Genomic DNA, 23,337 nt, shown 5'->3' with positions numbered 1-23,337 from the left:
AAAACGGGCATAAAGAGCGAGCCCCGCCAAATGGCGGGGCTCATGTGAGCGCAGCGGCACCGATCGGATGCATCGGGTGTCCGAGGCGCCCCAATTCTCTGTCGAAATGTTATGAACGCGGGGGCGGCCGTGTCGAAGGACACAGACCGCCCCCAAAACCTCTACGACAACTTCCGTATATCGGCTTCTACTTGAGGTGTACTACTTCAGGCGGGCCATGAGGGCGTGCTCGACCAGGGTGATGAGCGCGCTCTTGGCGTCCGCGCGGTGGCGGGCGTCGGTGGTGATGATCGGGGTGTCGGGCCCGATCTGGAGGGCCTCGCGGACCTCCTCCGGGTTGTACGGCTGGTGTCCGTCGAAGCCGTTGAGGGCGATGACGAAGGGGAGGCCCGAGTTCTCGAAGTAGTCGACCGCGGGGAAGCAGTCGGCGAGGCGCCGGGTGTCGACCAGCACGACGGCGCCGATGGCGCCGCGGACCAGGTCGTCCCACATGAACCAGAAGCGGTCCTGGCCGGGCGTGCCGAACAGGTACAGGATCAGGTCCTGGTCCAGGGTGATGCGGCCGAAGTCCATCGCCACCGTGGTGGTGGTCTTGCCACCGGTGTGGGTCAGGTCGTCGATGCCGGCGGAGGCGGAGGTCATCACGGCCTCGGTCCGCAGCGGGTTGATCTCGGAGACCGCGCCGACGAACGTGGTCTTGCCCACGCCGAAGCCACCCGCCACCACGATCTTCGCGCTGGTGGTGGAGCGCGCCGCGCCGCCGTCAGAGCTTGCGAAGTCCACTGAGCACCCTTTCCAGGAGCGTGACGTCCGGCGTGCCGCCGGCCTCTCCGTTGCCCGGCTGGTGGATCGCCACCATGCCCGCCTCGGCCAGGTCGGCCACGAGGATGCGGGCCACACCGAGCGGCATCGACAAGAGCGCCGACACCTCGGCCACCGACTTCACCTCGCGGCACAGGTGGCAGATCCGCTGGTGCTCGGGGAGCAGGGTGGCCAGGTGCGCCGGGTCGGCCGTGGTGCTGACCAGGGCCTCGATGGCGAGCTGGTAGCGCGGCCGGGTCCGGCCGCCGGTCATCGCATAGGGACGGACCAGCGGCTGGTCGCCCTCACCGTAGCCGTCGTCTATCGACGCGCCATACGGATCGTGAGAGGCGGGGGGCGGGGTCATGAATCCTCCGGGCGTGACAGCAGAGACTTCTGCCGTCTGATGGGGCCGGTGGGGGGCCGGGTGGGGCGGCCGGACGGTGAACGGTCCGGGGGCGGCGCGGAGGGGCGCACCGCCCTGCGGTCGGTCTGGGTACGGAGTACGAGGTCGGCGCCCGCTCAGTGGAGCAGGCTGCCCTGGAGCTCGGCACGCAGGTCCGGGGTGAGGACCGTGCCTGCCCGGTCCACGAGCAGCGCCATCTCGTAGCCCACGAGGCCGATGTCGCACTCGGGGTGCGCGAGCACGGCCAGCGAGGAACCGTCGGAGACGGACATGAGGAAGAGGAAGCCGCGCTCCATCTCCACCACCGTCTGGGCGACGGGACCACCCTCGAAGATCCGGGACGCCCCCGCGGTCAGCGAGGTCAGTCCGGACGCGACCGCCGCCAGCTGGTCGGCGCGGTCCCGGGGGAACCCTTCGGACATGGCGAGCAGCAGACCGTCGGCGGAGACCACCACCGTGTGGGACACCCCGGGGGTGTTGTCCACGAAGTTGGTGATCAACCAGTTCAGATTCTGCGCCGCCTGGCTCATCGCGCTCAACTAGTGCTCCTGCTGGTGGGTCGGACCGATGTGGTGGGAACCCGTGGTCGAGTTGCCCGCCTGTCGGCCCTGCTGGATACCGCGGCGCAGATTCGTGAGCCGGCCGCGGACGTCGTCGGGTGCACGGGAGACCTGGGGGCCGGCCGACTGGGCCTGCTCCTGGGCGGTCCCGGGCACGAGGTTGGCACGCGGCACCCGCCGCGGCAGACCGGAGGTGGTGACACCGCCGGCCGCGGGCTTGCGCACCCGCTCGGCCTGGCGCACCAGCTCGTCGTTGGGCGAGGTGCGCCAGGCGCCGCCCCGCTGCTGCTGTGCCTGCTGCTGCGTCTGCTGCGGACCCTGCTGCTGCGGGGCCGCGGAGACGGGCTGCTGGGGTACGGCCGGAGCCGGGGCCTGCTGCCGGGGCTGCGCGGGCGCCTGGCCCGGGGCCTGCCCCTGCGGCTGACCCGGCACCTGGCCCTGGGCCTGACCCTGCTCCTGCCGGAACCAGTTGGTCTCCAGCGTGTCGTACAGCGGGGTACGCGCGTCACCGGCGCTCGGCGCCGGCGGCAGGGCCTCCGGCTGGCGCGGCTGCTGGAGCTGCGGCTGCTGGGGCCGGCCCTGCTGCTGGTCCTGCGGGTTCCGGCGCGGGGCCGGGGCCTGCTGCTGCGGGGCCTGGGCCTGCGGGACGTACGGCTGCTGGCCGTACGCCTGCTGGGGCTGGGCCTGCGGCTGCGGGGCGCCGAAGTCCGGGCGCGGGAACTGCGCGGTGGACGCCGGGTCCTGGACGCCGCCCTGGTAGCCCTGCGGGGCCTGCTGCTGCGGCATCTGCTGCTGCGGCTGCGGGGCACCGAAGTCGGGCCGCGGGAACTGGCCCGTGGAACCGGGGCCCTGCGGGGCGCCGGGCTGCGCGTAGCGGCCCGTGTTCTCCGGCTCCTCGTGACCGCGCGGCGCGTCGAGCGGCGTCATGTCCTGCTGCGGCCGACGGACCGGCTGCGCCGGGTCGTTGCCCCAGCTGGCGGCCTGCGGGCGCTGCGGCTGGGGGTTGCCGCCCGGCAGCTCGGCGCGCGGGAAGCCGTTCTGGCCCGGGCGGGGCTCCTGCGGGGCCTGGGGCGCCTGCTGCTGCGGAGCCTGGCCGGCCGGCTGGCCGCCCCAGACGTCCGTACGGGACGGGATCGCGCTCTGCGCGCCGCCGACGAAACCGCCGGGGGCGCCGAGACCCGGACGCTGCTGCGGCTCGGGCCGCTGCGGCTCCTGGGGGACCTGCGGCAGCTGCGCCGTCTGCGGGCCCTGGGCCTGCGCGGGCTGCGGGCTGCGTTCCTGGAACAGGTTCTGGCCCTGCGGACCGCCCTGGCCCTGCGGACCGTTCGGGCGCTGGGCGCCGTCGCGGCCCGGCAGCGCGGTGCGCGGACCGGGACCGGCGGCGAGCCGGCCGCCGGGAGCACCCGGGGCACCGCCCGGACGGCCGCCGGGGCCACCGGCCGCGCCGGGACCGCCGGCCAGCAGACCGCCGGGGGCGGACTGGCCCTGCGGCACGGCGCCCTGGCCGCCGGCGCCGGGCTTCGGCACGGGCTTCTTGCCGCCGTGGGCGACGTCGACCGGGAGCATGACGAGCGCGGTGGTGCCGCCCGAGTCGGACGGGCGCAGCTGGATCCGGATGCCGTGTCGCAGGGACAGGCGGCCGACCACGAACAGACCCATGCGGCGGGAGACCGAGACGTCCACGGTGGGCGGCGAGGCGAGCCGCTCGTTGATCGCGGCGAGGTCCTCGGGGGAGAGGCCGATGCCGGTGTCGTGGATCTCGACGAGCACCCGGCCGTCGGGCAGCGCGTGACCGGTGACCTTGACCTTGGTCTGCGGGGAGGAGAACGAGGTGGCGTTCTCCAGCAGCTCGGCGAGGAGGTGCACGAGGTCGTTGACGACCCGGCCGGCGACCTCGGTCGCCGGGACCGAGGCCAGCTCGATGCGCTCGTACTGCTCCACCTCGGACGCGGCGGCACGCAGGACGTCGACCAGCGGGACCGGGCGGGTCCAGCGACGGCCCGGCTCCTCACCGGCGAGGACGAGGAGGTTCTCGCCGTTCCGGCGCATACGGGTCGCGAGGTGGTCCAGCTTGAAGAGCGAGGACAACTGGTCCGGGTCGGCCTCGCGGGACTCCAGCTCGGAGATGAGCGAGAGCTGACGCTGGATGAGGCCCTGGGAACGGCGCGAGAGGTTGGTGAACATCGCGTTGACGTTGCCCCGGAGGAGGGCCTGCTCGGCGGCGAGGCGGACCGCCTCGCGGTGCACGTCGTCGAAGGCCGCGGCCACCTGGCCGATCTCGTCCCGGGAGTGCACACCGACGGACTCGACGGAGGTGTCGACGTCCTGCGGGTCGGACTCGGAGAGCTGCTTGACCAGCTCGGGCAGGCGTTCCTGGGCGACCTTGGTCGCGGTGTCCTGGAGCCGGCGCAGCGAGCGGATCATGGACCGGGCCACGACGAAGGCGCCGACGAGGGAGACGCCGAGGACGAGGAGGATCAGCGCACCGTTGATGATGGCGTCGCGCTGCGACTCCTGGCGCAGCTCACGGGCCTTGCTCTCCATCTCGCCCAGCAGCGTGGCCTCGATGGTGTTCATTGCCTGGATCTTCGTGCCGTACTCGTCGGTGAAGTTCAGGTGACCGCGCTTGACGCGGTCGGACATCCCGCGGTCCGACTGCAGCACCCGCTCGGTGTACTTGTCGGCCGCGTCGATGGACGGGTTGCCGGAGGTCAGCGCGGCGGTCAGCTCGTCGGCGTTCCCGCCGGTCGACTCGTAGATCGACTGGAAGGTCTTGAGCTCGACGCCCTCGGAGTTGAGGGCGGCCTCGCCGTAGAGGCGGTCACCGAGCTGGAGGCTGCCGGACTTGCTGTCGCTGGAGGGCAGCGCGGCGGCGATGATCGCCTGCTGGATGGAGGCGTACTCCTTGGCGGACGAGAACGCGGCGAGCGCGCGGGTCCGCTTGATCATCTCCGGGTTGCTGGTCGCCTGGGCCATGTCCTGGGACAGGCTGAGCAGCGAGCGGATGAGGCGGCTGTAGGCCTCGACCGTCACCGAGTGGGCGATGTTCTTCTCGTACGCGGAGCTGCGGATCGCGCCGAGCTGGCTGACCTGCGAGGCGATCTGGCTGACGTTCTGCCGGATGCTGCGCAGCGACTCGTCGTCCTCGGTGGCCGGGATGTCGTTGGTCGCGTCGAGGAACGCCTTGTACGCGCGGTCGGTCGCCTTGCGCGGGTTGGAGATCTGGTAGTCGCTGACCGTCTTGCCGTTGGCCAGCGGACCCGCCGACAGGTCGCGCTCGGCCTGCAGGGCCTGCGCGAAGTCGGTGGCCTCCTTGGTCAGCTTGGTGAGCAGCTGCATGTGGTCGAGCTGCTGCATGTCCTCGAGGGACTCGCTGATGCGGATGCCGCCGAGGCTGGTCGCCGCGACCACGGGGAGGGTCAGCAGCGCCACCAGGCGGGTGGAGATGCGCCAGTTGCGCAGGGCTATTCGGGGCCCGACCTCGTTCTCCGCGCCCGCCTTGGGGGGCGCGGTCTGTTCGGCGGAGGCGTCGGCGGCGCCGCGCGCGGCGGTGTCGCCCTCGCCCTGTCCCGGGTTCGGGGAGTGCGGGGCCGAGGAGCCGTGCTGGGCTCCGGCACGCGGCTCCTGCTCCGCCGGAGCTTCCCCTCGGCCCTTCCGGGCCTGGGAAGAGCCCGTGCCATCCCTCTTGAAACGTCCCTGCACTAGCGTCGCAACCTCTGGACCAGGCGTCCTTCCGGGTGAACGGAGAGGACGGTGTCGGCTTCGTGGGGCGCAGGCGCGCCCCAGTGGTGGTCGTAGGTGACCGGCGCAGATCCCCCTTTCCCGCCACTCGGCCGGCGCTGCTCGCGCCTCCTGCGCGCCGGCTTGCAAACCAGCGGCGGTGCGGGAATTCCAGCACAGTGCCGGATCTCCAACAAGGGCTGTGGGGCGTGGCGCGAAGGGGATGACAACGCGTGAACGCCGTGTCACCCCATGTAGAAGATGATCACGGAGGAATCGGGCGTATCGCATCGAAGGGGCGAGGTGGCCCCGGTGTCCCAGTCGCCATGATCAGGAGCGGAATGGATCATTCAATGGCGGAATGTCCGTTTCGGTGGCGACGGATGGCGGTGCGTAATGCCCTATTTGTTCGCGTGGTGGTGAGCAAACTCACACGTAGTTCGTTGGATCCGCCAGGCATTCCAAGGGAATTGCATGTTTAGCCTGACGCTTTACAAAATGGGTGACGCCCCCAGCCCCGCCCCAGACAAGGGATCCGAGACCGCGATGAACACGACGCCCGTACTCCGCACCACGGCCAACCCCCGCCGCGCCACCCTCGCCCACCTCGAGGACGCCGCCCAGCTCGGCCGCGGCGCCCAGCCCGAGTACGCCGTCCAGCTCCCGGCCCAGACGGCCAACCCGCGCCGCACCGTCCTGATGACCGCCCCGGAGCCGTACCGCCCCGAGCGCTAGTCCCCGTCCGCCGGATCGGGCCGGGCCCGGTCCCCGGTCCCGGGATCCGGCGGCCCGCCGGGTAATCCCCGCAGGACACGGCCCCTCGCCGCGTTAGCCTGGAGCGTCAGACTCCAGCCAGTAGCAAGTGAGGGGCGACAGCACTCGTGCGCATCGCCAGATTCTCCATCGACGGCAACGTCGCCTTCGGCGCGGTCGAGGGCGAAGGGACCGTCGAGTCCGGCGGCCTGGTCCTCGACATCATCAAGGGCATCCCGTACACCGACTTCGAGCTGAGCGGCACCAAGGTCCCGCTCAGCAAGGTCCGGCTCCTGCCGCCCGTGCTCCCCAACAAGGTCGTGGCCATCGGCCGCAACTACGCGGAGCACGCCAAGGAGCTCGGCCACGAGGTCCCCGAGGTTCCGGTCACCTTCTTCAAGCCCACCACCTCGGTCATCGGCCCCGGCGACGCCATCGAGTACCCCTCCTTCTCCGACGAGCTGCACCACGAGGCCGAACTGGCCGTGGTCATCGGCCGCATGTGCCGCGAGGTTCCCCGCGAGCGCGTCAAGGACGTCATCTTCGGCTACACCTGCGCCAACGACGTCACCGCCCGCGACGTCCAGAAGCGCGAGGCCCAGTGGGCCCGCGCCAAGGGCTTCGACACCTCCTGCCCGCTGGGCCCCTGGGTGGAGACCGACCTGACCCCGGCCGCCGCCGGCGACCTGACCGTCCAGGCCACCGTCAACGGCGAACAGCGACAGCTCGGCCGGACGAGCGACATGATCCGCTCCATCGAGGACCTGGTCGTCCACATCACCGAGGCCATGACGCTGCTCCCGGGCGACGTCATCCTCACCGGCACCCCCGCCGGGGTCGGCCCCCTCAACGTCGGCGACGAGGTCGCCGTCACCATCGAAGGCATCGGCACTCTCACCAACAAGGTGATCAAGCGTGGCTAACGCGATCCGCGTACGTTTCTGTCCCTCCCCGACCGGCAACCCCCACGTGGGCCTGGTCCGCACCGCCCTCTTCAACTGGGCCTTCGCCCGGCACAACGAGGGCACGTTCGTCTTCCGCATCGAGGACACCGACGCGGCCCGCGACTCCGAGGAGTCGTACCAGCAGCTGCTCGACTCGATGCGCTGGCTGGGGTTCACCTGGGACGAGGGCCCGGAGATCGGCGGCCCGCACGCCCCGTACCGCCAGTCCCAGCGCATGGACATCTACAAGGACGTGGCCGAGCGGCTGCTCGCCGGCGGCCACGCGTACCCCTGCTACTGCACCGCCGAGGAGCTCGACGAGCGCCGCGAGGCCGCCCGCGCGGCCGGCCGCCCGTCCGGCTACGACGGCCACTGCCGCGACCTCACCGCCGAGCAGAAGCAGGCGTACGAGGCCGAGGGCCGCAGCCACATCGTCCGCTTCCGGATGCCCGACGAGGCGACCACCTTCACGGACCTGGTCCGCGGCGAGATCACCGTCCAGGCCGAGAACGTCACCGACTACGGCATCGTGCGCGCCAACGGCGCTCCGCTGTACACGCTGGTCAACCCGGTCGACGACGCCCTGATGGAGATCACCCACGTCCTGCGCGGCGAGGACCTGCTCTCCTCCACCCCGCGGCAGATCGCGCTCTACAAGGCGCTGATCGAGCTGGGCGTCGCCAAGGAGATCCCGGTCTTCGGCCACCTGCCGTACGTCATGGGGGAGGGCAACAAGAAGCTCTCCAAGCGCGACCCGCAGGCCTCCCTCAACCTCTACCGGGAGCGCGGCTTCCTCCCCGAGGGCCTGCTGAACTACCTGTCGCTGCTCGGCTGGTCCTTCTCGGCCGACCAGGACGTCTTCTCGATCGAGGACATGGTCGCCAAGTTCGACATCGCGGACGTCAACGCCAACCCGGCCCGCTTCGACCTCAAGAAGGCCGAGTCGATCAACGCGGACCACATCCGCATGCTCGACGTGAAGGCCTTCGCCGCGGCCTGCGAGCCCTGGCTGACCGCCCCGCACGCCAACTGGGCCCCGGAGGACTTCGACCGGGCCGCCTGGGAGGCCATCGCGCCGTACGCCCAGACCCGCCTGACCGTCCTGTCGGACATCACGGCCAACGTCGACTTCCTCTTCCTCGACGAGCCGGTCTTCGACGAGGCCAGCTGGACCAAGGCCATGAAGGAGGGCTCCGACGCCCTGCTCGTGACCGCCCGCGAGAAGCTGGACGCGGCCGACTGGAGCGACCCCGAGTCCCTCAAGAACGCCGTCCTGGCCGCCGGCGAGGCCCACGGCCTCAAGCTGGGCAAGGCCCAGGCCCCGGTCCGCGTCGCCGTCACCGGCCGCACGGTCGGCCTGCCGCTCTTCGAGTCGCTGCAGATCCTGGGCAAGGAGAAGACCCTCGCCCGCGTCGACGCCGCCCTGGCCAAGCTGGCCGGCTGACACCCTTCCGCACGCCCACGGGGGCGGCGCCCGGACCTTCCGGGCGCCGCCCCCGCGGCGTCCCCGGACCCGCCGGACCTCCGTGCTCCCGGATCCCGCCTCCGGGCCGCGGTCCGGGAGTACGGTCGTCCCATGGGCATCCGCGCGGTCCTCTGGGACATCGACGACACGATCTTCGACTACGCGAGCGCCGACCACGAGGGGATGCGCGCCCACCTCACCGCCGAGGGCCTGGTGGACGGGTACGACTCCGTCGACCAGGCCCTCGGGCGTTGGAAGGAGCTCACGGTGCTCCACTGGCGCCGCTTCGAGGCCGGCGGCGTGGACTTCCGGGAGCAGCGGCGCGAGCGGGTGCGGGACTTCCTGGCGCGGCCGGGCCTGACCGCCGAGGAGGCCGACGGGTGGTTCGAGCGGTACCTGGGCCATTACGAGGCCGCCTGGGAGCTGTTCCCCGACGCGCGGCCGGTCCTCGACCTGCTCGCGGGGGAGTACCGGCAGGCGGTCCTGTCGAACTCCAGCATCCACAACCAGGAGCACAAGCTGCGCGCGCTGGGCGTGCGCGACCGTTTCGAGACCGTGCTGTGCGCCGCGGAGCTCGGGGTCGCCAAGCCGGCCGCCGAGGCCTTCCACGCCGCCTGTACGGCCCTGGGGCTGCCGCCCTGGCAGGTCGCGTACGTCGGGGACCAGCCGGACATCGACGCCCGGGGCGCGGTGGAGGCGGGGCTCCTGGGCGTCTGGCTGGACCGCGCGGACACCGGTGGGAGACCCGAGCTGACCCGCATCACCGACCTCCATCAGCTGTCCCGCGTCCTGCGTGGGGATACGCGTTTTGGAGCACCGTCCACCTTCGGGTAATGTTCTTCCTGCGCCGAGGGAAACGGGCCGAAAGGCCGGAAAGACCCGGAAGCGCAAGCCGAGCAAGATCCTCTCCTCGGAGGGATCGCGCCCCGGTGGCCTATGGTGTAATTGGCAGCACGACTGATTCTGGTTCAGTTAGTCTTGGTTCGAGTCCAGGTAGGCCAGCTCGCAGAGCTCATCTGCAAACCGTGGATGGCATCCACAAAGCCCCCGTTGTGTAGCGGCCTAGCACGCCGCCCTCTCAAGGCGGTAGCGCCGGTTCGAATCCGGTCGGGGGTACAGATCCTTCCCGCGGGATCACTTGGGTAGCTCCCGGTGAACCCGATGCAGGATCGCTAGGGCCCCCGTTGTGTAGCGGCCTAGCACGCCGCCCTCTCAAGGCGGTAGCGCCGGTTCGAATCCGGTCGGGGGTACCAACTGGTCTTATCCACCAGTGGCCTATGGTGTAATTGGCAGCACGACTGATTCTGGTTCAGTTAGTCTTGGTTCGAGTCCAGGTAGGCCAGCGAGTCTCTCTCGCAGAGATCTTGCCCCCGTTGTGTAGCGGCCTAGCACGCCGCCCTCTCAAGGCGGTAGCGCCGGTTCGAATCCGGTCGGGGGTACGAAACGAAGAAGCCCTTCCCTTCGGGGGAGGGCTTCTTCGTCGTTCCCGGTCGACCACGAGTGATGTGATCGTGGACACAACTCCGGCCCACCGCTGCGGCGTTGGAGCGGTGGGCCGGTGACGTACGAGACAGCTGAAGAGAGGGAAAGGGCGGCGGGGAGGTCAGCCGTTGCGGCGCAGGGCCTCGGAGAGGCGCGCGGCCGCGTCGATGACCGCCTGGGCGTGCATCCGGCCCGGGTGGCGGGTCAGGCGCTCGATCGGGCCGGAGACCGACACGGCGGCCACCACGCGGTTCGAGGGGCCGCGTACGGGCGCGGAGACGGACGCGACGCCGGGCTCCCGCTCGCCGATCGACTGGGCCCAGCCGCGGCGCCTTACGCCCGACAGGGCCGTCGCCGTGAAGCGGGCCCCCTGCAGGCCGCGGTGCAGCCGCTCGGGCTCCTCCCAGGCCATCAGGATCTGCGCGGACGAGCCGGCCTTCATGGTCAGCGTCGAGCCGACCGGGACGGTGTCCCGGAGTCCGGACAGCCGCTCGGCCGCCGCCACGCAGATGCGCATGTCGCCCTGGCGCCGGTAGAGCTGGGCGCTCTCGCCGGTCACGTCGCGCAGGTGCGTCAGCACCGGCCCGGCCGTCGCCAGCAGACGGTCCTCGCCGGCCGCGGCGGCGAGCTCCGCCAGCCGCGGTCCGAGGATGAACCGGCCCTGCATGTCACGGGCCACCATCCGGTGGTGTTCCAAAGCCACGGCGAGTCGGTGTGCCGTGGGTCGTGCGAGTCCCGTCGCCGCGACCAGACCTGCGAGGGTGGCCGGACCGGACTCCAGGGCGCTCAGGACAAGGGCTGCCTTGTCGAGAACGCCTACGCCGCTAGAGTTGTCCATGAAACGATATTCGCGTCTCACTCTGTGAAACGCAAGTTCAATTTTCCGAGGAACGCGTCACTCTGGTGAGGCGGCCGCACGACGGCTCGCGAAACGATCTCTAGTGGTGCCGGCGCACGCCGCCGGCCGGAGGGAAAGCGATGGGTAGGACACTCGCGGAGAAGGTCTGGGACGACCACGTCGTCCGGCGCGCCGAAGGCGAGCCCGACCTCCTCTTCATCGATCTGCACCTGCTGCACGAGGTGACCAGCCCGCAGGCGTTCGACGGGCTCCGCCAGAACGGCCGGCAGGTGCGGCGCCTCGACCTCACCATCGCCACCGAGGACCACAACACCCCGACCCTCGACATCGACAAGCCGATCGCCGACCCGGTCTCCCGCGCCCAGCTGGAGACCCTGCGGAAGAACTGCGCCGAGTTCGGCGTCCGGCTGCACCCGCTGGGCGACGTCGAGCAGGGCGTCGTCCACGTGGTGGGACCGCAGCTGGGCCTGACCCAGCCGGGCACCACCGTGGTCTGCGGCGACTCGCACACCTCCACCCACGGCGCCTTCGGCGCGCTGGCCTTCGGCATCGGCACCAGCCAGGTCGAGCACGTGCTGGCCACCCAGACGCTGCCGCTGGCCCGCCCGAAGACCATGGCCATCACGGTCGACGGCGAGCTGCCCGAGGACGTCACCGCCAAGGACCTGATCCTGGCGATCATCGCCAAGATCGGCACCGGTGGCGGCCAGGGCTACATCCTGGAGTACCGCGGCGCGGCCATCGAGAAGCTCTCGATGGAGGCCCGGATGACCATCTGCAACATGTCGATCGAGGCCGGTGCCCGCGCGGGCATGATCGCCCCCGACGAGACCACCTTCGCCTACCTGAAGGGCCGTGCCCACGCCCCCGAGGGCGAGGACTGGGACGCCGCCGTCGCGTACTGGAAGACCCTGAAGTCCGACGAGGACGCCGTCTTCGACGCCGAGGTCGTCATCGACGCCGCCGCGCTGGCCCCCTTCGTCACCTGGGGCACCAACCCGGGCCAGGGCGCGCCGCTTTCGGCGAACGTCCCCGACCCCGCTTCGTACGAAGACGCTTCGGAGCGCCTGGCCGCCGAAAAGGCCCTGGAGTACATGGGGTTGACCGCCGGGCAGCCGCTGCGCGACATCAAGGTCGACACCGTCTTCGTAGGCTCCTGCACCAACGGCCGCATCGAGGACCTGCGCAACGCGGCCTCGCTGCTGGAGGGCCGCAAGGTCGCCGACGGCGTCCGCATGCTGGTCGTCCCCGGCTCGGTCCGGGTCGCCCTGCAGGCCGTCGAGGAGGGCCTGGACAAGGTCTTCAAGGAGGCCGGCGCCGAATGGCGGCACGCGGGCTGCTCGATGTGCCTGGGCATGAACCCCGACCAACTGGCCCCCGGCGAGCGCTCCGCGTCCACCTCCAACCGCAACTTCGAGGGCCGGCAGGGCAAGGGCGGGCGCACCCACCTGGTCTCCCCCCAGGTCGCCGCCGCCACCGCCGTCCTGGGCCACCTGGCCTCCCCGGCCGATCTGTCCGACGTCGCCACCACCGCGGGGGTCTGAGGAACCATGGAAGCATTCACCACCCACACCGGCCGCGCCGTCCCGCTGCGCCGCAGCAACGTCGACACCGACCAGATCATCCCGGCGCACTGGCTCAAGAAGGTCACCCGCGACGGCTTCGAGGACGGCCTGTTCGAGGCCTGGCGCAAGGACGAGCAGTTCGTCCTCAACCGCCCGGAGCGGCAGGGCGCCACGGTCCTGGTCGCCGGCCCCGACTTCGGCACCGGCTCCTCCCGTGAGCACGCCGTCTGGGCGCTGCAGAACTACGGCTTCAAGGCGGTCATCTCCGCCCGCTTCGCCGACATCTTCCGCGGCAACTCGCTGAAGAACGGCCTGCTGACCGTCGTCCTGCCGCAGGAGACCGTCGACGCCCTCTGGGAGCTGACCGAGGCCGACCCGACCGTCGAGGTCACCGTCGACCTGGAGGCCCGCAAGGTCGTCGCGCCCGGGATCGACGCCGACTTCGAGCTCGACGAGAACGCCCGCTGGCGTCTGCTGAACGGCCTGGACGACATCAGCCTCACCCTTCAGAACGAAGCGGACATCGCCGCCTACGAGGCCTCTCGGCCGGCCTTCAAGCCCCGTACAATTACGGTCTGAGCAGCGCTTTTCCACGACTGCGCCCCCCACCGCCCGGTGGGGGGCGCAGTCGCTTGTTGAGACCCCGTCGGGCGACAACTCGCCCTAGATGGCACAATCGGTGCATGGAACGCGACAGCCAACTCGAGCTCTACGAGGCAGTCGCCGCCCGATTGAAGGAAGCGCACACAAGAGTGCGCTCACTGCAAGTCCCGGAGGGCGTAAGGATGGCGCTGTCCCGGAAGCTGCTGGTCATCACGGCCGCGGCGAAGCACGATCTCCCGGACGCGGCAACGCGTCTGGACCGGTTGATGAAGGACCTCGACGAGGGCCGATTCCCTGAAGACGACTGACACCAGGAACTCCGCAACGTACTTCAGCGTTGCGGCACTAGGGTGATTAGCCCGTTTCGTGTTTGATTTGCGGTATATACATGCCTAACGTGCGAAATAGCTTGAACACTTTCGTTCCGGCAATGTCTCCGAAGGGGAAGACGTGAACAAGGCGCAGCTCGTAGAAGCGATTGCCGACAAGATGGGCGGCCGCCAGCAGGCCGCCGACGCCGTCGACCACGTGCTCGACGCCATCGTGCGTGCCGTGGTCAGCGGGGACCGGGTCTCGGTCACCGGCTTCGGCTCGTTCGAGAAGGTCGACCGTCCGGCCCGCTACGCCCGCAACCCGCAGACGGGTGAGCGCGTGCGGGTCAAGAAGACCTCCGTTCCGCGCTTCCGTGCGGGTCAGGGCTTCAAGGACCTGGTCAGCGGCTCGAAGAAGCTCCCCAAGGGCGGCGAGGTCTCCGTCAAGAAGGCCCCGAAGGGCAGCCTGACCGGCGGCGCCTCCGCGACCGTCAAGAAGGCCGCGGCCAAGAAGGCCACGACCGCCAAGAAGGCCGCCGCGAAGAAGGCGACCCCGGCCAAGAAGACGACGGCCGCCGCGAAGAAGACCACCGCGGCCGCGAAGAAGACCACCACGGCGGCGGCGAAGAAGACCACCACGACCGCCAAGAAGACCACCGCGGCCGCGAAGAAGGCGACCCCGGCGAAGAAGACGACGGCCGCGGCCAAGAAGACCGTCGCCAAGAAGACCGCGCCGGCGAAGAAGGCCACCGCGAAGAAGGCGCCCGCCAAGAAGACGACGGCGCGCAAGACCACCGCGAAGAAGGCCGCCGCGAAGAAGTAAGGCGGCAGGTGCTCACACGCCGGGCCGGGCTCCCTCTCGGGGAGCCCGGCCCGCGGCGCGTCCGGAGGGCGGAAGCCCTCGTCAGAAGGTCTGCAGCGTCACCAGCGTGATCCGCCGGGCCCCGCCCTCGCCGGCCGTCTCGATCCGCACCCGCTGCCCCGGCCGCAGCAGCCGCAGCCCGCCCGCCTCGAAGGCCTCGGCCCCGAACTCCACCGGGGTGCCGTCGTCGAGCAGCACACTTCCGCTGCGGGTCTCGGGGTCGTACGTGTACGCGGTCGCCTGCATGGACCGCAGCCTATCCGGCCGCGCCCACCCACCGGGCCGCCGTCCGCGGCCCCACGCCCAGCGCCAGTGCCGCCGCCAGGTCCTCCCCGGTGTCCACGTCCCGGCGCACGGAATCCACCCCCGCGAGCCGGATTTCCACCGCCCCCGTGGACAAATGCCGCCGGCGCGAAGCCCCTCCGAATGCCGGTTCCAATTCCGTACCGGGACCCGCCGAGAGGAATGTCGTACCTATTTCGGCGGCATCCGCGAGAAATGCCCGGGGAAATTTCCCGGCCGCGTCCAGGACCCGGGCCAGCTCGGCGGAGCGCAGCGCCGGCAGATCCGCGTTCAGCGCCGCCACCGCCGCGGCCGGCCGCACCGCCCGCACCGCGCGGGCCCCGTGCGCGAGCGCCGCGTTGAGCCCGCCGCCCGGCACGTCGGGCACGATCCGCGCCCCGAGGGCCGCCAGCGCCCCGGCGGCCGCCCGGTCGTCCGTGACGACCACCACATCCCGTACCGCCGCGCAGGCCAGCACCGCCGCCACCGTGTCCTCGGCGAAGGCCAGCGCCAGCCGGGGCCGCAGACCCCCGGCCGCGGCCGGGGCCAGCCTGCTCTTGGCGCGCTCCAGCGGCTTCACCGGCACCACCAGGGACCAGCCGTCGGCGACGTGATCGCCGGCGTCACCGGCGGCGGAGTTCCTCATCGGGACCCATTCTGTCCCGCCCGCGCGATCCGCCCGAGCCCCGGGGCGTACGGTGTCCTCGACAGACCAGGAGCGGGGAGTGACACTTGACCCCCTCGAACCAGTCCCGGAGAAAGGTGTACGAGTGCCCCGCCGCAGAATCGGCTTCTGGTACCGCCTGGCGGCGGTCATCGCCAAACCCCCACTGGTGGTGCTGTTCAAGCGGGACTGGCGCGGGACGGAACACATCCCGGCCGACGGCGGATTCATCACCGCGGTCAACCACAACTCGTACCTGGACCCGCTGTCGTACGCGCACTACCAGTACAACACCGGCCGGGTGCCCCGCTTCCTCGCCAAGGCGGGCCTCTTCAAGGGCTTCGTCGGCACCATGCTGACCGGCACCGGGCAGATCCCGGTCTACCGCGAGACCACCAACGCCCTGGACGCCTTCCGGGCCGCCGTCGACGCCATCGAGCGCGGCGAGTGCGTCGCCTTCTACCCCGAGGGCACCCTCACCCGCGACCCCGACATGTGGCCCATGGCCGGCAAGACCGGCGCCGCCCGCGTCGCGCTGCTCACCAAGGTCCCGGTCGTCCCGGTCGCCCAGTGGGGCGCCAACCTCGCGATGCCGCCGTACGCCAAGGAGAACAAGTTCCGGCTCTGGCCGCGCAAGACCCTGATCGTGCAGGCCGGTCCGCCGGTCGACCTCTCCCGCTTCTACGACGTCGAGCCCACGCCCGACGTGCTGCGCGAGGCCACCGAGGAGATCATGGCCGCCATCACCCGCCTCCTGGAGGAGGTCCGGGGCGAGAAGGCGCCGGCGGAGCCGTACGACCACCGCAAGGCCCGGCAGGAACAGCGGCGCAAGGCCGCGGAGGAAGGCAAGAAGTGACCAAGGCAGCCGTCTTCGGCAACGGATCCTGGGGCACGGCCTTCGCCATGGTGCTCGCCGACGCGGGGTGCGAGGTGAGCCTGTGGGGCCGCCGCGCCGCCCTCGCCGAGACCATCAACACCACCGGGACGAACCCCGACTACCTGCCGGGGGTCGAACTCCCCAAGGGCATCACGGCCACCGCCGACCCGGCCGAGGCCGCCCGCGGCGCCGACTTCACCGTCCTCGTCGTGCCCTCGCAGACCCTGCGCGAGAACCTGGCCGCCTGGAAGCCGCTGCTCGCCCCGGACACCGTCCTCGTCTCGCTGATGAAGGGCGTCGAACTCGGTACGGCCGAGCGGATGAGCGAGGTCATCCAGGAGGTCGCCGAGGTCCCCGCCGAGCGCGTGGCCGTCCTCACCGGACCCAACCTGGCCAAGGAGATCGCCGCCCGGCAGCCCGCCGCGGCCGTCGTCGCCTGCGTCGACGAGGCGGTCGCCCAGCGGTTCCAGACCGCCTGCATGACCCCGTACTTCCGCCCGTACACCAACACCGACGTGGTCGGCTGCGAGCTCGGCGGAGCGGTCAAGAACGTCATCGGGCTCGCCGTCGGCATCGCCAACGGCATGGGCCTCGGCGACAACTCCAAGGCCACCCTCATCACCCGCGGCCTCGCCGAGACCACCCGTCTCGGCCTCGCCATGGGCGCCGACCCGCTCACCTTCTCCGGCCTCGCGGGCCTCGGCGACCTCGTCGCCACCTGCTCCTCCCCGCTCTCCCGGAACAACACCTTCGGCACCAACCTGGGCCGCGGGATGACCCTGGAGGAGACCATCGCGGCCACCAAGCAGACCGCCGAGGGCGTCAAGTCCTGCGAGTCCGTCCTCGATCTGGCCCGCCGGCACGGCGTCGACATGCCGATCACCGAGACCGTCGTCTCCATCGTCCACGACGGCAAGCCGCCGATCGTGGCGCTCAAGGAGCTGATGTCCCGCAGCGCCAAGGCGGAGCGGCGCTGAGCCCGGCTTGACCCGTACGCGCGCGGTGGCAGCGGGGCGCTCAGCAGTTCGGACGTCGCAAGGTACCCTCAACGCGATATGAGCGAGAACACCCAGAGCCCCCGCAAGCCGCGCGTGGCCGTCGTCTTCGGCGGACGCAGCTCCGAGCACGCCATCTCCGTCGTCACCGCAGGCGCCGTCCTGAGCGCCATCGACCGGGACAAGTACGACGTGCTGCCCATCGGCATCACCACCGACGGGCGCTGGGCGCTGACGGCCGACGCCCCGGAGCGGATGGCCATCGCCGACCGCACCCTGCCGAGCGTGACCGACCTCGCCGAGTCGGAGACCGGCGGCGTGGTCCTCTCCGTCGACCCGGCCAGCCGCGAGGTCGTCTACAACGAGCCCGGCTCCGTGCCGCAGGCCCTCGGCGAGGTCGACGTCGTCTTCCCCATGCTGCACGGCCCGTACGGCGAGGACGGCACCCTCCAGGGCCTGCTGGAGCTCTCCGGCGTCCCGTACGTCGGCGCGGGCGTGCTCGCCTCCGCCGTCGGCCAGGACAAGGAGTACATGAAGCGGGTCTTCGTCTCCTTCGGCCTGCCGGTCGGCCCGTACGAGGTCATCCGCCCGCGCGAGTGGGAGCAGAACCCCGCCGCGGCCCGCAAGAAGATCGTGGAGTTCGCCGCCGACCACGGCTGGCCGCTCTTCGTGAAGCCCGCCCGCGGCGGTTCCTCCATGGGCATCACCAAGGTCGACGACCTGGCCGGCCTCGACGAGGCCGTCGAGGAGGCCCGTCGGCACGACCCGAAGATCATCGTCGAGTCGCTGATCCGCGGCCGCGAGATCGAGTGCGGCGTCCTGGAGTTCGAGGACGGCCCGCGCGCCAGCGTGCCGGCCGAGATCCCGCCGGTCACCGACCACGACTTCTACGACTTCGAGGCCAAGTACATCGACTCGGCCTCCGGCATCGTGCCCGCGCCGATCGGCGACGAGGCCACCGCCGAGATCCAGCGCCTGGCGGTCGCGGCCTACGAGGCCGTCTCCTGCGAGGGCCTGGTGCGCGCCGACTTCTTCCTCACCGAGGACGGCGACTTCGTCATCAACGAGATCAACACGATGCCCGGCTTCACGCCCATCTCCATGTACCCGCGCATGTGGCAGGAGAGCGGGGTGAGCTACCCGGAGCTCGTCGACCGGCTCATCCAGGCCGCGCTCAACCGCTCCACGGGCCTGCGCTAGTCCTCCCGGGCAGCCCCGGGCCGCCCTCGGGCGGCCCGGGGGGCGCCTAGAGGCTGGGGGGGACGGCCTTCTTCACGGGGGCGGCGAGATCCACGAGCGGGCCGACGTCGTGCGCGTACCGCTCGTCCAGCGTCACCTCGACGTACGCCTTGCGGTACGTCGTGGTGAAGCGCGGTCCGCCGTTCTCCAGGCGCTCGAAGAGCCAGTTCACGCCGTCGGCGTCGATCCCGTGCGCCTGCGGATCGTTCATCTTTTCGGGCCGGGGGACCCCGCAGCGCAGTACGATCGCCGCATCCCCCCACGCGGCGGTCAGTTCGGAGTCCGGCTCGGTGCCGGAGCGCTCCAGACCCGCCACGGTGCCGGGCAGCTCCTTCGCGAGCGAACGGCAGACGGCGGCCTCGGCCGCCGGCGGACTGGGAACCGGGACCGACGCCTTCGCGCCCGGAGAGGAACAGCCCGCGACGGCCAGCAGCAGCACGGCCGCGGCGGCGGAAGCGGGCAGGCCGAAGGGCCGGTGGGAAGACATCACCGGCCTAGGGTAGACGGGGGCTAGATATGCACGACCGGGCAGGTGAGGGTGCGCGTGATGCCTTCCACTTGCTGGACCTTGGCGACCACCATGCGGCCCAGCGCGTCCACGGTGTCGGCCTCCGCCCGCACGATCACGTCGTACGGACCGGTCACGTCCTCGGCCTGGATCACCCCCGGGATCTTGGCGATGGTCTCGGCGACGGTCGACGCCTTGCCCACCTCGGTCTGAATAAGGATGTACGCCTGTACCACGGAACCTCCAGGGCGGCCACGAGGATCTTGTGGGAGAAAGAGACGCCACGGTACCGCGTCGCCTCGCGCCGCGGGGAGACCTGCGCGCCCCGAGGCGCTCGCAGTGTGGCGTACGCACGTAAGAAGTTGACGGTCTACTTGACGGTATCCGGCACGGTGACGGCCCGCGACCCGCAGCGCGAGGCGCGGCGGAGCGGCGCGGCGGCCGGCACGACGACACGAGGTGAGACGCGGTGAAGGGCACAGTCGGAGAGCTGGGCGAGTTCGGGCTGATCAAGGAGCTCACCTCCCGGCTCACCGCCACCCCGGCGGTACGGATCGGACCCGGCGACGACGCCGCGGTCGTCTCCGCCCCCGACCGGCGGGTGGTGGCCAGCACGGACATCCTGCTCGAAGGACGTCACTTCCGCCGCGACTGGTCGACGGCCTACGACGTCGGCCGCAAGGCCGCGGCCCAGAACCTCGCCGACATCGCGGCCATGGGCGCCGTGCCCACCGCGCTCCTGCTCGGCCTGGTCGTCCCCGCCGAACTCCCCGTCACCTGGCCCACCGAGCTCATGGACGGCCTGCGCGACGAGTGCCAGGTGGCCGGCGCGGCCGTGGTCGGCGGGGACGTCGTCCGCGGCGACACGATCATGGTCTCCATCACCGCCCTCGGCGACCTGCGCAACCAGGACCCGGTCACCCGCGGCGGAGCCCAGCCCGGCGACGTCGTCGCCTACACCGGCTGGCTCGGCTGGTCCGCCGCCGGCTACGCGGTGCTCTCCCGCGGCTTCCGCTCCCCGCGCGCCTTCGTCGAGGCCCACCGGCGCCCCGAGCCCCCGTACCACGCGGGCCCCGCGGCGGCCGGGCTCGGCGCCACCGCCATGTGCGACGTCAGCGACGGCCTGATCGCCGACCTCGGGCACATCGCCGAGGCCAGCAAGGTCCGCATCGACCTGCGCTCCGGCCTCATCGACATCCCCACCCAGATGAACGACATCGGCCAGGCCGTCGGAGTGGACCCGCTCCAGTGGGTGCTCACCGGGGGAGAGGACCACGCGATCGTGGCGACCTTCCCGCCGGACGTGAAGCTGCCCGCCCGCTGGAAGGTCATCGGCGAGGTCCTCAACCCCTCGGCGCTGCCCCAGGTGACCGTCGACGGGGCGCCCTGGCACAGCAAGGGCGGCTGGGACCACTTCGGAGAGACCGAGTGACCTCCCGTCCCCCGCTGGTGCTGACCGTCGCCGGATCGGACTCCGGCGGCGGCGCGGGCATCCAGGCCGACCTGAAGACGATGCTCGCCCTCGGCGTCCACGGCATGAGCGTGCTCACCGCGGTGACCGCCCAGAACTCGCGGGGCGTCCTGGGCGCCTGGGAGCTGCCCGTGGAGGCCGTACGGGCCCAGTTCCGGGCCGTGGTGGACGACATCGGCGTCCAGGCCGTGAAGACCGGCATGCTCGCCTCAGCCCCGCTGGTGGAGACGGTGGCGGAGCTGCTGGCCCCGCTCGACGCCCCGGTGGTCGTCGACCCGGTCGGCGTCTCCAAGCACGGCGACCCGCTGCTCGCCGCCTCCGCGCTCGACTCCGTCCGTATGAAGCTGCTGCCGGTCGCGACCGTCGCCACCCCCAACCTGGACGAAGTGGCGCAGCTCACGGGCCTCGTGGTCGAGGACGAGGCCGGGATGCGGCGGGCCGCCGACGCGATCCTGGCGTACGGGCCGCGCTGGGCGCTGATCAAGGGCGGGCACCTGCCCTCCGGCGAGGCGGCCGTGGACCTGCTCACGGACGGCTCCGAGGAGCACTGGCTGCGGGCGCCGCGGCACGACAACCGGCACACCCACGGCACGGGCTGCACGCTCGCCTCCGCGGTCGCCTCCGGGCTCGCGCGGGGCCTGCCGGTGCCGGCGGCGGTGCGGGAGGCCAAGGCGTACGTGACGGGGGCGATCGCCGCCGGGTTCGCGCTGGGCGCGGGCATCGGCCCGGTCGACCACGGCTGGCGCTTCCGGGGCTAGGCCGTGTCTTTCGGATCAGGCCGGGCCCCGGGGCCCGGCCCCGGCCCTGCCGCCGTCTCCGTACGCGGGCATGCGAAAAGGCCGGTTCACCGAGGTGAACCGGCCTTTCAAGGCAACCGCAGGGGCTGCGCTACGACGTGACGTCGGCGGGATCATCCCCGCTGACGCGGGGAGCATCTCTTAGCGCGAGACCTTGCCGGCCTTGATGCACGAGGTGCAGACGTTGAGCCGCTTCGGCGTCCGACCGACCACGGCACGCACACGCTGGATGTTCGGGTTCCAGCGACGAGACGTACGGCGGTGCGAGTGCGAAATGTTGTTGCCGAAGCCCGGCCCCTTGCCGCAGACGTCGCAGTTGGCAGCCACGGGTCACTCCAAAGACTTCAGATTTACAGTGAAACCGGCGCACCGGAATCAGGTATCTGAAGTGGCTTGCCGGGGGATGGCCCAGCGTGTGCCGGGCAACCGAAGCAGCATACAACGGCTGCATCGGTGGAACGAAACTACCACGGTCTTCGCCGCCCCCGCCCCGGGCCCGGGGTGATCACGGGTCTACCCTGCGGTGAACCGACCGCAGCGCACAGGAGGACCACCCGTTGCCGCGAGCTCCGCAGACCCTCGACGCCGAAGCGATCCGATCCTGGTGCGCAGGGGCCCTGGTGGCGCTCGGCAGGGAGCGCGAGGAGATCGACGCCATCAACGTCTATCCCGTCGCGGACGGTGACACCGGGACCAACCTGTACCTGACCGTGGAGTCGGCCGCGCGGTCCGTGGAGGAGGCCTTCGGGGCCGCCGGGGACCCCGCCGCGGGGCTGCCGGACGTGGCCGAGGTCATACGGGCCATGGCCCACGGCGCCCTCCTCGGCGCCCGCGGCAACTCCGGCACGATCCTCTCCCAGCTGCTCCGCGGCATGGCCGCCGTGCTGGCCGGGGGGAGTGACGGCGATCACCTCGCCCGCGCCCTCGCCGGCGCCGCCGACGCGGCCCGGCAGGCCGTGGCCCACCCCGTCGAGGGCACCGTCCTCACCGTCGCCTGCGCCGCCGCCGAGGCCTGCGCGGGGGGCGGGGAGCTCGTGACGGTGGCCACGAGGGCGTACGAGGGGGCCAGGAGCGCCCTGGAGCGCACCCCCGGCCAACTGGACGTACTGCGCCGCGCGGGCGTCGTGGACGCCGGAGGACGCGGTCTGGTGACCGTGCTCGGCGCCCTCGTGGAGAGCCTCACCGGCGAGGCGCAGGACCGGCCCGCGCCGCCCGCGCACCGCCCGGTCCTCGACCCCGGGTGCGACGCCGAGGGCGGCGGCCCCGGCTACGAGGTGATCTACCTCCTGGAGGCCGAGGACGCGGCGGTGGAACGGCTGCGGGCCCGCCTCGACGCGCTGGGCGAGTCCCTGGTCGTCGTCGGCGGCGACGGGCTGTGGAACGTCCACGTCCACGTCGACGACGCGGGCGCGGCCGTCGAGGCCGGCGTGGAGGCGGGACGCCCCTACCGGATCCGCATCACCCACTTCGAGGGCGCCGCGGCCGGACCGCCGCCCGAGCCCGTCCAGCGGGCCGTCGTCGCCGTCCTGCCCGGCGAGGGCCTGGCCGGGCTCTGCGCCGAGGCCGGGGCGACCACCCTGCTCGCCCTGCCCGGCGAACCGCCCTCCGCGGCGGAGCTCGCCGAGGCGGTCCGGCGGGCGCACGCGCGCGAGGTCGTCCTGCTGCCCAACGACACCGACCTGCGGCAGGCCGCCGCCGCTGCCGCCGAACAGGCCCGCGCCGAGGGCATCCGGGTCGCCCTCATCCCGACCCGCGCCGCGGTCCAGGGCATCGCCGCCCTCGCCGTCCACGAGCCGGACCGGCGCTTCGACGAGGACGTCGTCGCCATGACCGCGGCGGCCGGCGCGACCCGCTACGCCGAACTCGCGGTCGCCGAACGCCAGTCCTTCACCTCCGCCGGCGTCTGCCAGGCCGGGGACGTCCTGGGCCTCATCGAGGGCGACGTCGCCGTCATCGGCCAGGACCTCACCACGACGGCCCGCACCGTCCTCGACCGGATGCTCTCCGCGGGCGGCGAGCTCGTCACGCTCATCGTCGCCGCCGACACCCCGCCGGACCTGGCCCGCACCCTGGAACGGCACGTACGGGCCACCTACCTGGCGGTGGACACGACGACGTACGAGGCCGGGGCGGGGGCCCCGGCGCTGCTCATCGGCGTGGAGTAGCGCCCGGG

At 71.7% G+C, this 23,337-nt stretch carries 24 protein-coding genes and 5 tRNA genes; 19 read left to right on the top strand and 10 right to left on the bottom strand.

Annotated features, from left to right (window positions below):
- Nucleotides 1-201: 201 nt before the first annotated feature.
- From ABD981_RS37470 to ABD981_RS37455, 4 genes are all read right to left on the bottom strand, one after another.
- Nucleotides 202-783 (bottom strand): GTP-binding protein, encoded by a 582-nt coding sequence (locus ABD981_RS37470; protein WP_046905433.1) that lies wholly within the window; start codon nucleotides 781-783, stop codon nucleotides 202-204.
- Complete coding sequence (locus ABD981_RS37465) at nucleotides 764-1,168, bottom strand: DUF742 domain-containing protein (RefSeq protein WP_046905434.1); 405 nt, start codon at nucleotides 1,166-1,168, stop codon at nucleotides 764-766. The genes ABD981_RS37470 and ABD981_RS37465 overlap by 20 nt, the downstream gene beginning before the upstream one ends.
- 155 nt (nucleotides 1,169-1,323) lie before the next feature.
- Nucleotides 1,324-1,737, bottom strand: coding sequence for a roadblock/LC7 domain-containing protein (locus ABD981_RS37460; protein ID WP_046905435.1), 414 nt, complete (start codon nucleotides 1,735-1,737; stop codon nucleotides 1,324-1,326).
- A gap of 9 nt (nucleotides 1,738-1,746) precedes the next feature.
- Nucleotides 1,747-5,469 carry a sensor histidine kinase gene (locus ABD981_RS37455; RefSeq protein ID WP_046905436.1) on the bottom strand — a complete coding sequence of 1,241 codons (3,723 nt, stop codon included), beginning with the start codon at nucleotides 5,467-5,469 and terminating at the stop codon, nucleotides 1,747-1,749.
- A gap of 564 nt (nucleotides 5,470-6,033) precedes the next feature.
- Between ABD981_RS37455 and ABD981_RS37450 the strand changes: the two genes are divergently transcribed.
- The 9 genes from ABD981_RS37450 to ABD981_RS37410 all read left to right on the top strand — a co-directional run bounded on the left by ABD981_RS37450 (nucleotide 6,034) and on the right by ABD981_RS37410 (nucleotide 10,088).
- Entirely contained in the window at nucleotides 6,034-6,222 is a 189-nt protein-coding gene (locus ABD981_RS37450; protein WP_046905437.1) for a hypothetical protein, read from the top strand.
- Between the two features lie 146 nt (nucleotides 6,223-6,368).
- The gene (locus ABD981_RS37445; RefSeq protein ID WP_046905438.1) at nucleotides 6,369-7,163 is read left to right on the top strand and encodes a fumarylacetoacetate hydrolase family protein; all 795 of its coding nucleotides are present in this window, start codon (nucleotides 6,369-6,371) and stop codon (nucleotides 7,161-7,163) included.
- Nucleotides 7,156-8,628, top strand: a complete 1,473-nt coding sequence (gene gltX, locus ABD981_RS37440; RefSeq protein WP_046905439.1) for a glutamate--tRNA ligase — start codon at nucleotides 7,156-7,158, stop codon at nucleotides 8,626-8,628. The genes ABD981_RS37445 and gltX overlap by 8 nt, the downstream gene beginning before the upstream one ends.
- Before the next feature lie 132 nt (nucleotides 8,629-8,760).
- Nucleotides 8,761-9,483, top strand: coding sequence for an HAD family hydrolase (locus tag ABD981_RS37435; RefSeq protein WP_046905440.1), 723 nt, complete (start codon nucleotides 8,761-8,763; stop codon nucleotides 9,481-9,483).
- Between the two features lie 96 nt (nucleotides 9,484-9,579).
- Nucleotides 9,580-9,651, top strand: a tRNA-Gln gene (locus ABD981_RS37430).
- 41 nt (nucleotides 9,652-9,692) lie between these two features.
- Nucleotides 9,693-9,765, top strand: a tRNA-Glu gene (locus tag ABD981_RS37425).
- Between the two features lie 61 nt (nucleotides 9,766-9,826).
- Nucleotides 9,827-9,902: transfer RNA gene (locus ABD981_RS37420), tRNA-Glu, on the top strand.
- 18 nt (nucleotides 9,903-9,920) lie between these two features.
- Nucleotides 9,921-9,992, top strand: a tRNA-Gln gene (locus tag ABD981_RS37415).
- A gap of 23 nt (nucleotides 9,993-10,015) precedes the next feature.
- Nucleotides 10,016-10,088 (top strand) — tRNA-Glu (locus tag ABD981_RS37410).
- Nucleotides 10,089-10,252: 164 nt separating this feature from the next.
- On the opposite strand, the gene ndgR is transcribed toward ABD981_RS37410, so the two are convergent.
- Nucleotides 10,253-10,969 (bottom strand): IclR family transcriptional regulator NdgR, encoded by a 717-nt coding sequence (gene ndgR, locus ABD981_RS37405; protein ID WP_005311436.1) that lies wholly within the window; start codon nucleotides 10,967-10,969, stop codon nucleotides 10,253-10,255.
- Between the two features lie 140 nt (nucleotides 10,970-11,109).
- Between ndgR and leuC the strand changes: the two genes are divergently transcribed.
- The 4 genes from leuC to ABD981_RS37385 all read left to right on the top strand — a co-directional run bounded on the left by leuC (nucleotide 11,110) and on the right by ABD981_RS37385 (nucleotide 14,292).
- A complete protein-coding gene (leuC, locus tag ABD981_RS37400; RefSeq protein ID WP_046905441.1) occupies nucleotides 11,110-12,534 on the top strand; it encodes a 3-isopropylmalate dehydratase large subunit in 1,425 nt (474 codons plus the stop codon).
- 6 nt (nucleotides 12,535-12,540) lie between these two features.
- Nucleotides 12,541-13,134, top strand: a complete 594-nt coding sequence (leuD, locus tag ABD981_RS37395; RefSeq protein ID WP_046905442.1) for a 3-isopropylmalate dehydratase small subunit — start codon at nucleotides 12,541-12,543, stop codon at nucleotides 13,132-13,134.
- Nucleotides 13,135-13,238: 104 nt separating this feature from the next.
- Nucleotides 13,239-13,466: an SCO5555 family protein gene (locus tag ABD981_RS37390; RefSeq protein ID WP_046905443.1), complete on the top strand. Its 228-nt coding sequence runs from the start codon at nucleotides 13,239-13,241 to the stop codon at nucleotides 13,464-13,466.
- Between the two features lie 142 nt (nucleotides 13,467-13,608).
- Complete coding sequence (locus tag ABD981_RS37385) at nucleotides 13,609-14,292, top strand: HU family DNA-binding protein (protein ID WP_046905444.1); 684 nt, start codon at nucleotides 13,609-13,611, stop codon at nucleotides 14,290-14,292.
- An 81-nt stretch (nucleotides 14,293-14,373) separates the two neighbouring features.
- Here the strand turns inward: ABD981_RS37385 and ABD981_RS37380 are convergent, their stop codons facing one another.
- The gene (locus tag ABD981_RS37380) at nucleotides 14,374-14,577 is read right to left on the bottom strand and encodes a 2-phospho-L-lactate guanylyltransferase (RefSeq protein ID WP_046905445.1); all 204 of its coding nucleotides are present in this window, start codon (nucleotides 14,575-14,577) and stop codon (nucleotides 14,374-14,376) included.
- A 10-nt stretch (nucleotides 14,578-14,587) separates the two neighbouring features.
- Complete coding sequence (gene cofC, locus ABD981_RS37375) at nucleotides 14,588-15,259, bottom strand: 2-phospho-L-lactate guanylyltransferase (protein ID WP_046905446.1); 672 nt, start codon at nucleotides 15,257-15,259, stop codon at nucleotides 14,588-14,590.
- A 124-nt stretch (nucleotides 15,260-15,383) separates the two neighbouring features.
- Between cofC and ABD981_RS37370 the strand changes: the two genes are divergently transcribed.
- The 3 genes from ABD981_RS37370 (at nucleotide 15,384) to ABD981_RS37360 (ending at nucleotide 18,349) form a co-directional block, all read left to right on the top strand.
- Entirely contained in the window at nucleotides 15,384-16,133 is a 750-nt protein-coding gene (locus tag ABD981_RS37370) for a lysophospholipid acyltransferase family protein (protein ID WP_046905447.1), read from the top strand.
- Complete coding sequence (locus ABD981_RS37365) at nucleotides 16,130-17,131, top strand: NAD(P)H-dependent glycerol-3-phosphate dehydrogenase (RefSeq protein WP_123954083.1); 1,002 nt, start codon at nucleotides 16,130-16,132, stop codon at nucleotides 17,129-17,131. The genes ABD981_RS37370 and ABD981_RS37365 overlap by 4 nt, the downstream gene beginning before the upstream one ends.
- Before the next feature lie 78 nt (nucleotides 17,132-17,209).
- The gene (locus tag ABD981_RS37360; protein WP_046905448.1) at nucleotides 17,210-18,349 is read left to right on the top strand and encodes a D-alanine--D-alanine ligase family protein; all 1,140 of its coding nucleotides are present in this window, start codon (nucleotides 17,210-17,212) and stop codon (nucleotides 18,347-18,349) included.
- A gap of 46 nt (nucleotides 18,350-18,395) precedes the next feature.
- Here ABD981_RS37360 and ABD981_RS37355 read toward each other — a convergent pair whose 3' ends face one another.
- Both ABD981_RS37355 and ABD981_RS37350 read right to left on the bottom strand, forming a co-directional pair.
- Nucleotides 18,396-18,875 (bottom strand): DUF3515 domain-containing protein, encoded by a 480-nt coding sequence (locus tag ABD981_RS37355; RefSeq protein ID WP_046905449.1) that lies wholly within the window; start codon nucleotides 18,873-18,875, stop codon nucleotides 18,396-18,398.
- Between the two features lie 23 nt (nucleotides 18,876-18,898).
- A complete protein-coding gene (locus tag ABD981_RS37350; protein WP_046905450.1) occupies nucleotides 18,899-19,132 on the bottom strand; it encodes an Lrp/AsnC family transcriptional regulator in 234 nt (77 codons plus the stop codon).
- A 233-nt stretch (nucleotides 19,133-19,365) separates the two neighbouring features.
- Here ABD981_RS37350 and ABD981_RS37345 point away from each other — a divergent pair, with 233 nt between their 5' ends.
- Nucleotides 19,366-20,328: a thiamine-phosphate kinase gene (locus tag ABD981_RS37345; RefSeq protein WP_046905451.1), complete on the top strand. Its 963-nt coding sequence runs from the start codon at nucleotides 19,366-19,368 to the stop codon at nucleotides 20,326-20,328.
- Nucleotides 20,325-21,125 (top strand): bifunctional hydroxymethylpyrimidine kinase/phosphomethylpyrimidine kinase, encoded by an 801-nt coding sequence (gene thiD, locus ABD981_RS37340; protein WP_046905452.1) that lies wholly within the window; start codon nucleotides 20,325-20,327, stop codon nucleotides 21,123-21,125. The genes ABD981_RS37345 and thiD overlap by 4 nt, the downstream gene beginning before the upstream one ends.
- A gap of 180 nt (nucleotides 21,126-21,305) precedes the next feature.
- On the opposite strand, the gene rpmB is transcribed toward thiD, so the two are convergent.
- Complete coding sequence (gene rpmB, locus ABD981_RS37335) at nucleotides 21,306-21,491, bottom strand: 50S ribosomal protein L28 (protein ID WP_003957616.1); 186 nt, start codon at nucleotides 21,489-21,491, stop codon at nucleotides 21,306-21,308.
- A 230-nt stretch (nucleotides 21,492-21,721) separates the two neighbouring features.
- Here rpmB and ABD981_RS37330 point away from each other — a divergent pair, with 230 nt between their 5' ends.
- The gene (locus ABD981_RS37330; RefSeq protein WP_046905453.1) at nucleotides 21,722-23,329 is read left to right on the top strand and encodes a DAK2 domain-containing protein; all 1,608 of its coding nucleotides are present in this window, start codon (nucleotides 21,722-21,724) and stop codon (nucleotides 23,327-23,329) included.
- The last annotated feature ends 8 nt before the right edge of the window (nucleotides 23,330-23,337 follow it).

The organism is Streptomyces showdoensis (genome assembly GCF_039535475.1).
GTDB lineage: Bacteria > Actinomycetota > Actinomycetes > Streptomycetales > Streptomycetaceae > Streptomyces > Streptomyces showdoensis.
This window is presented reverse-complemented; position numbering and strand designations above follow the sequence as displayed.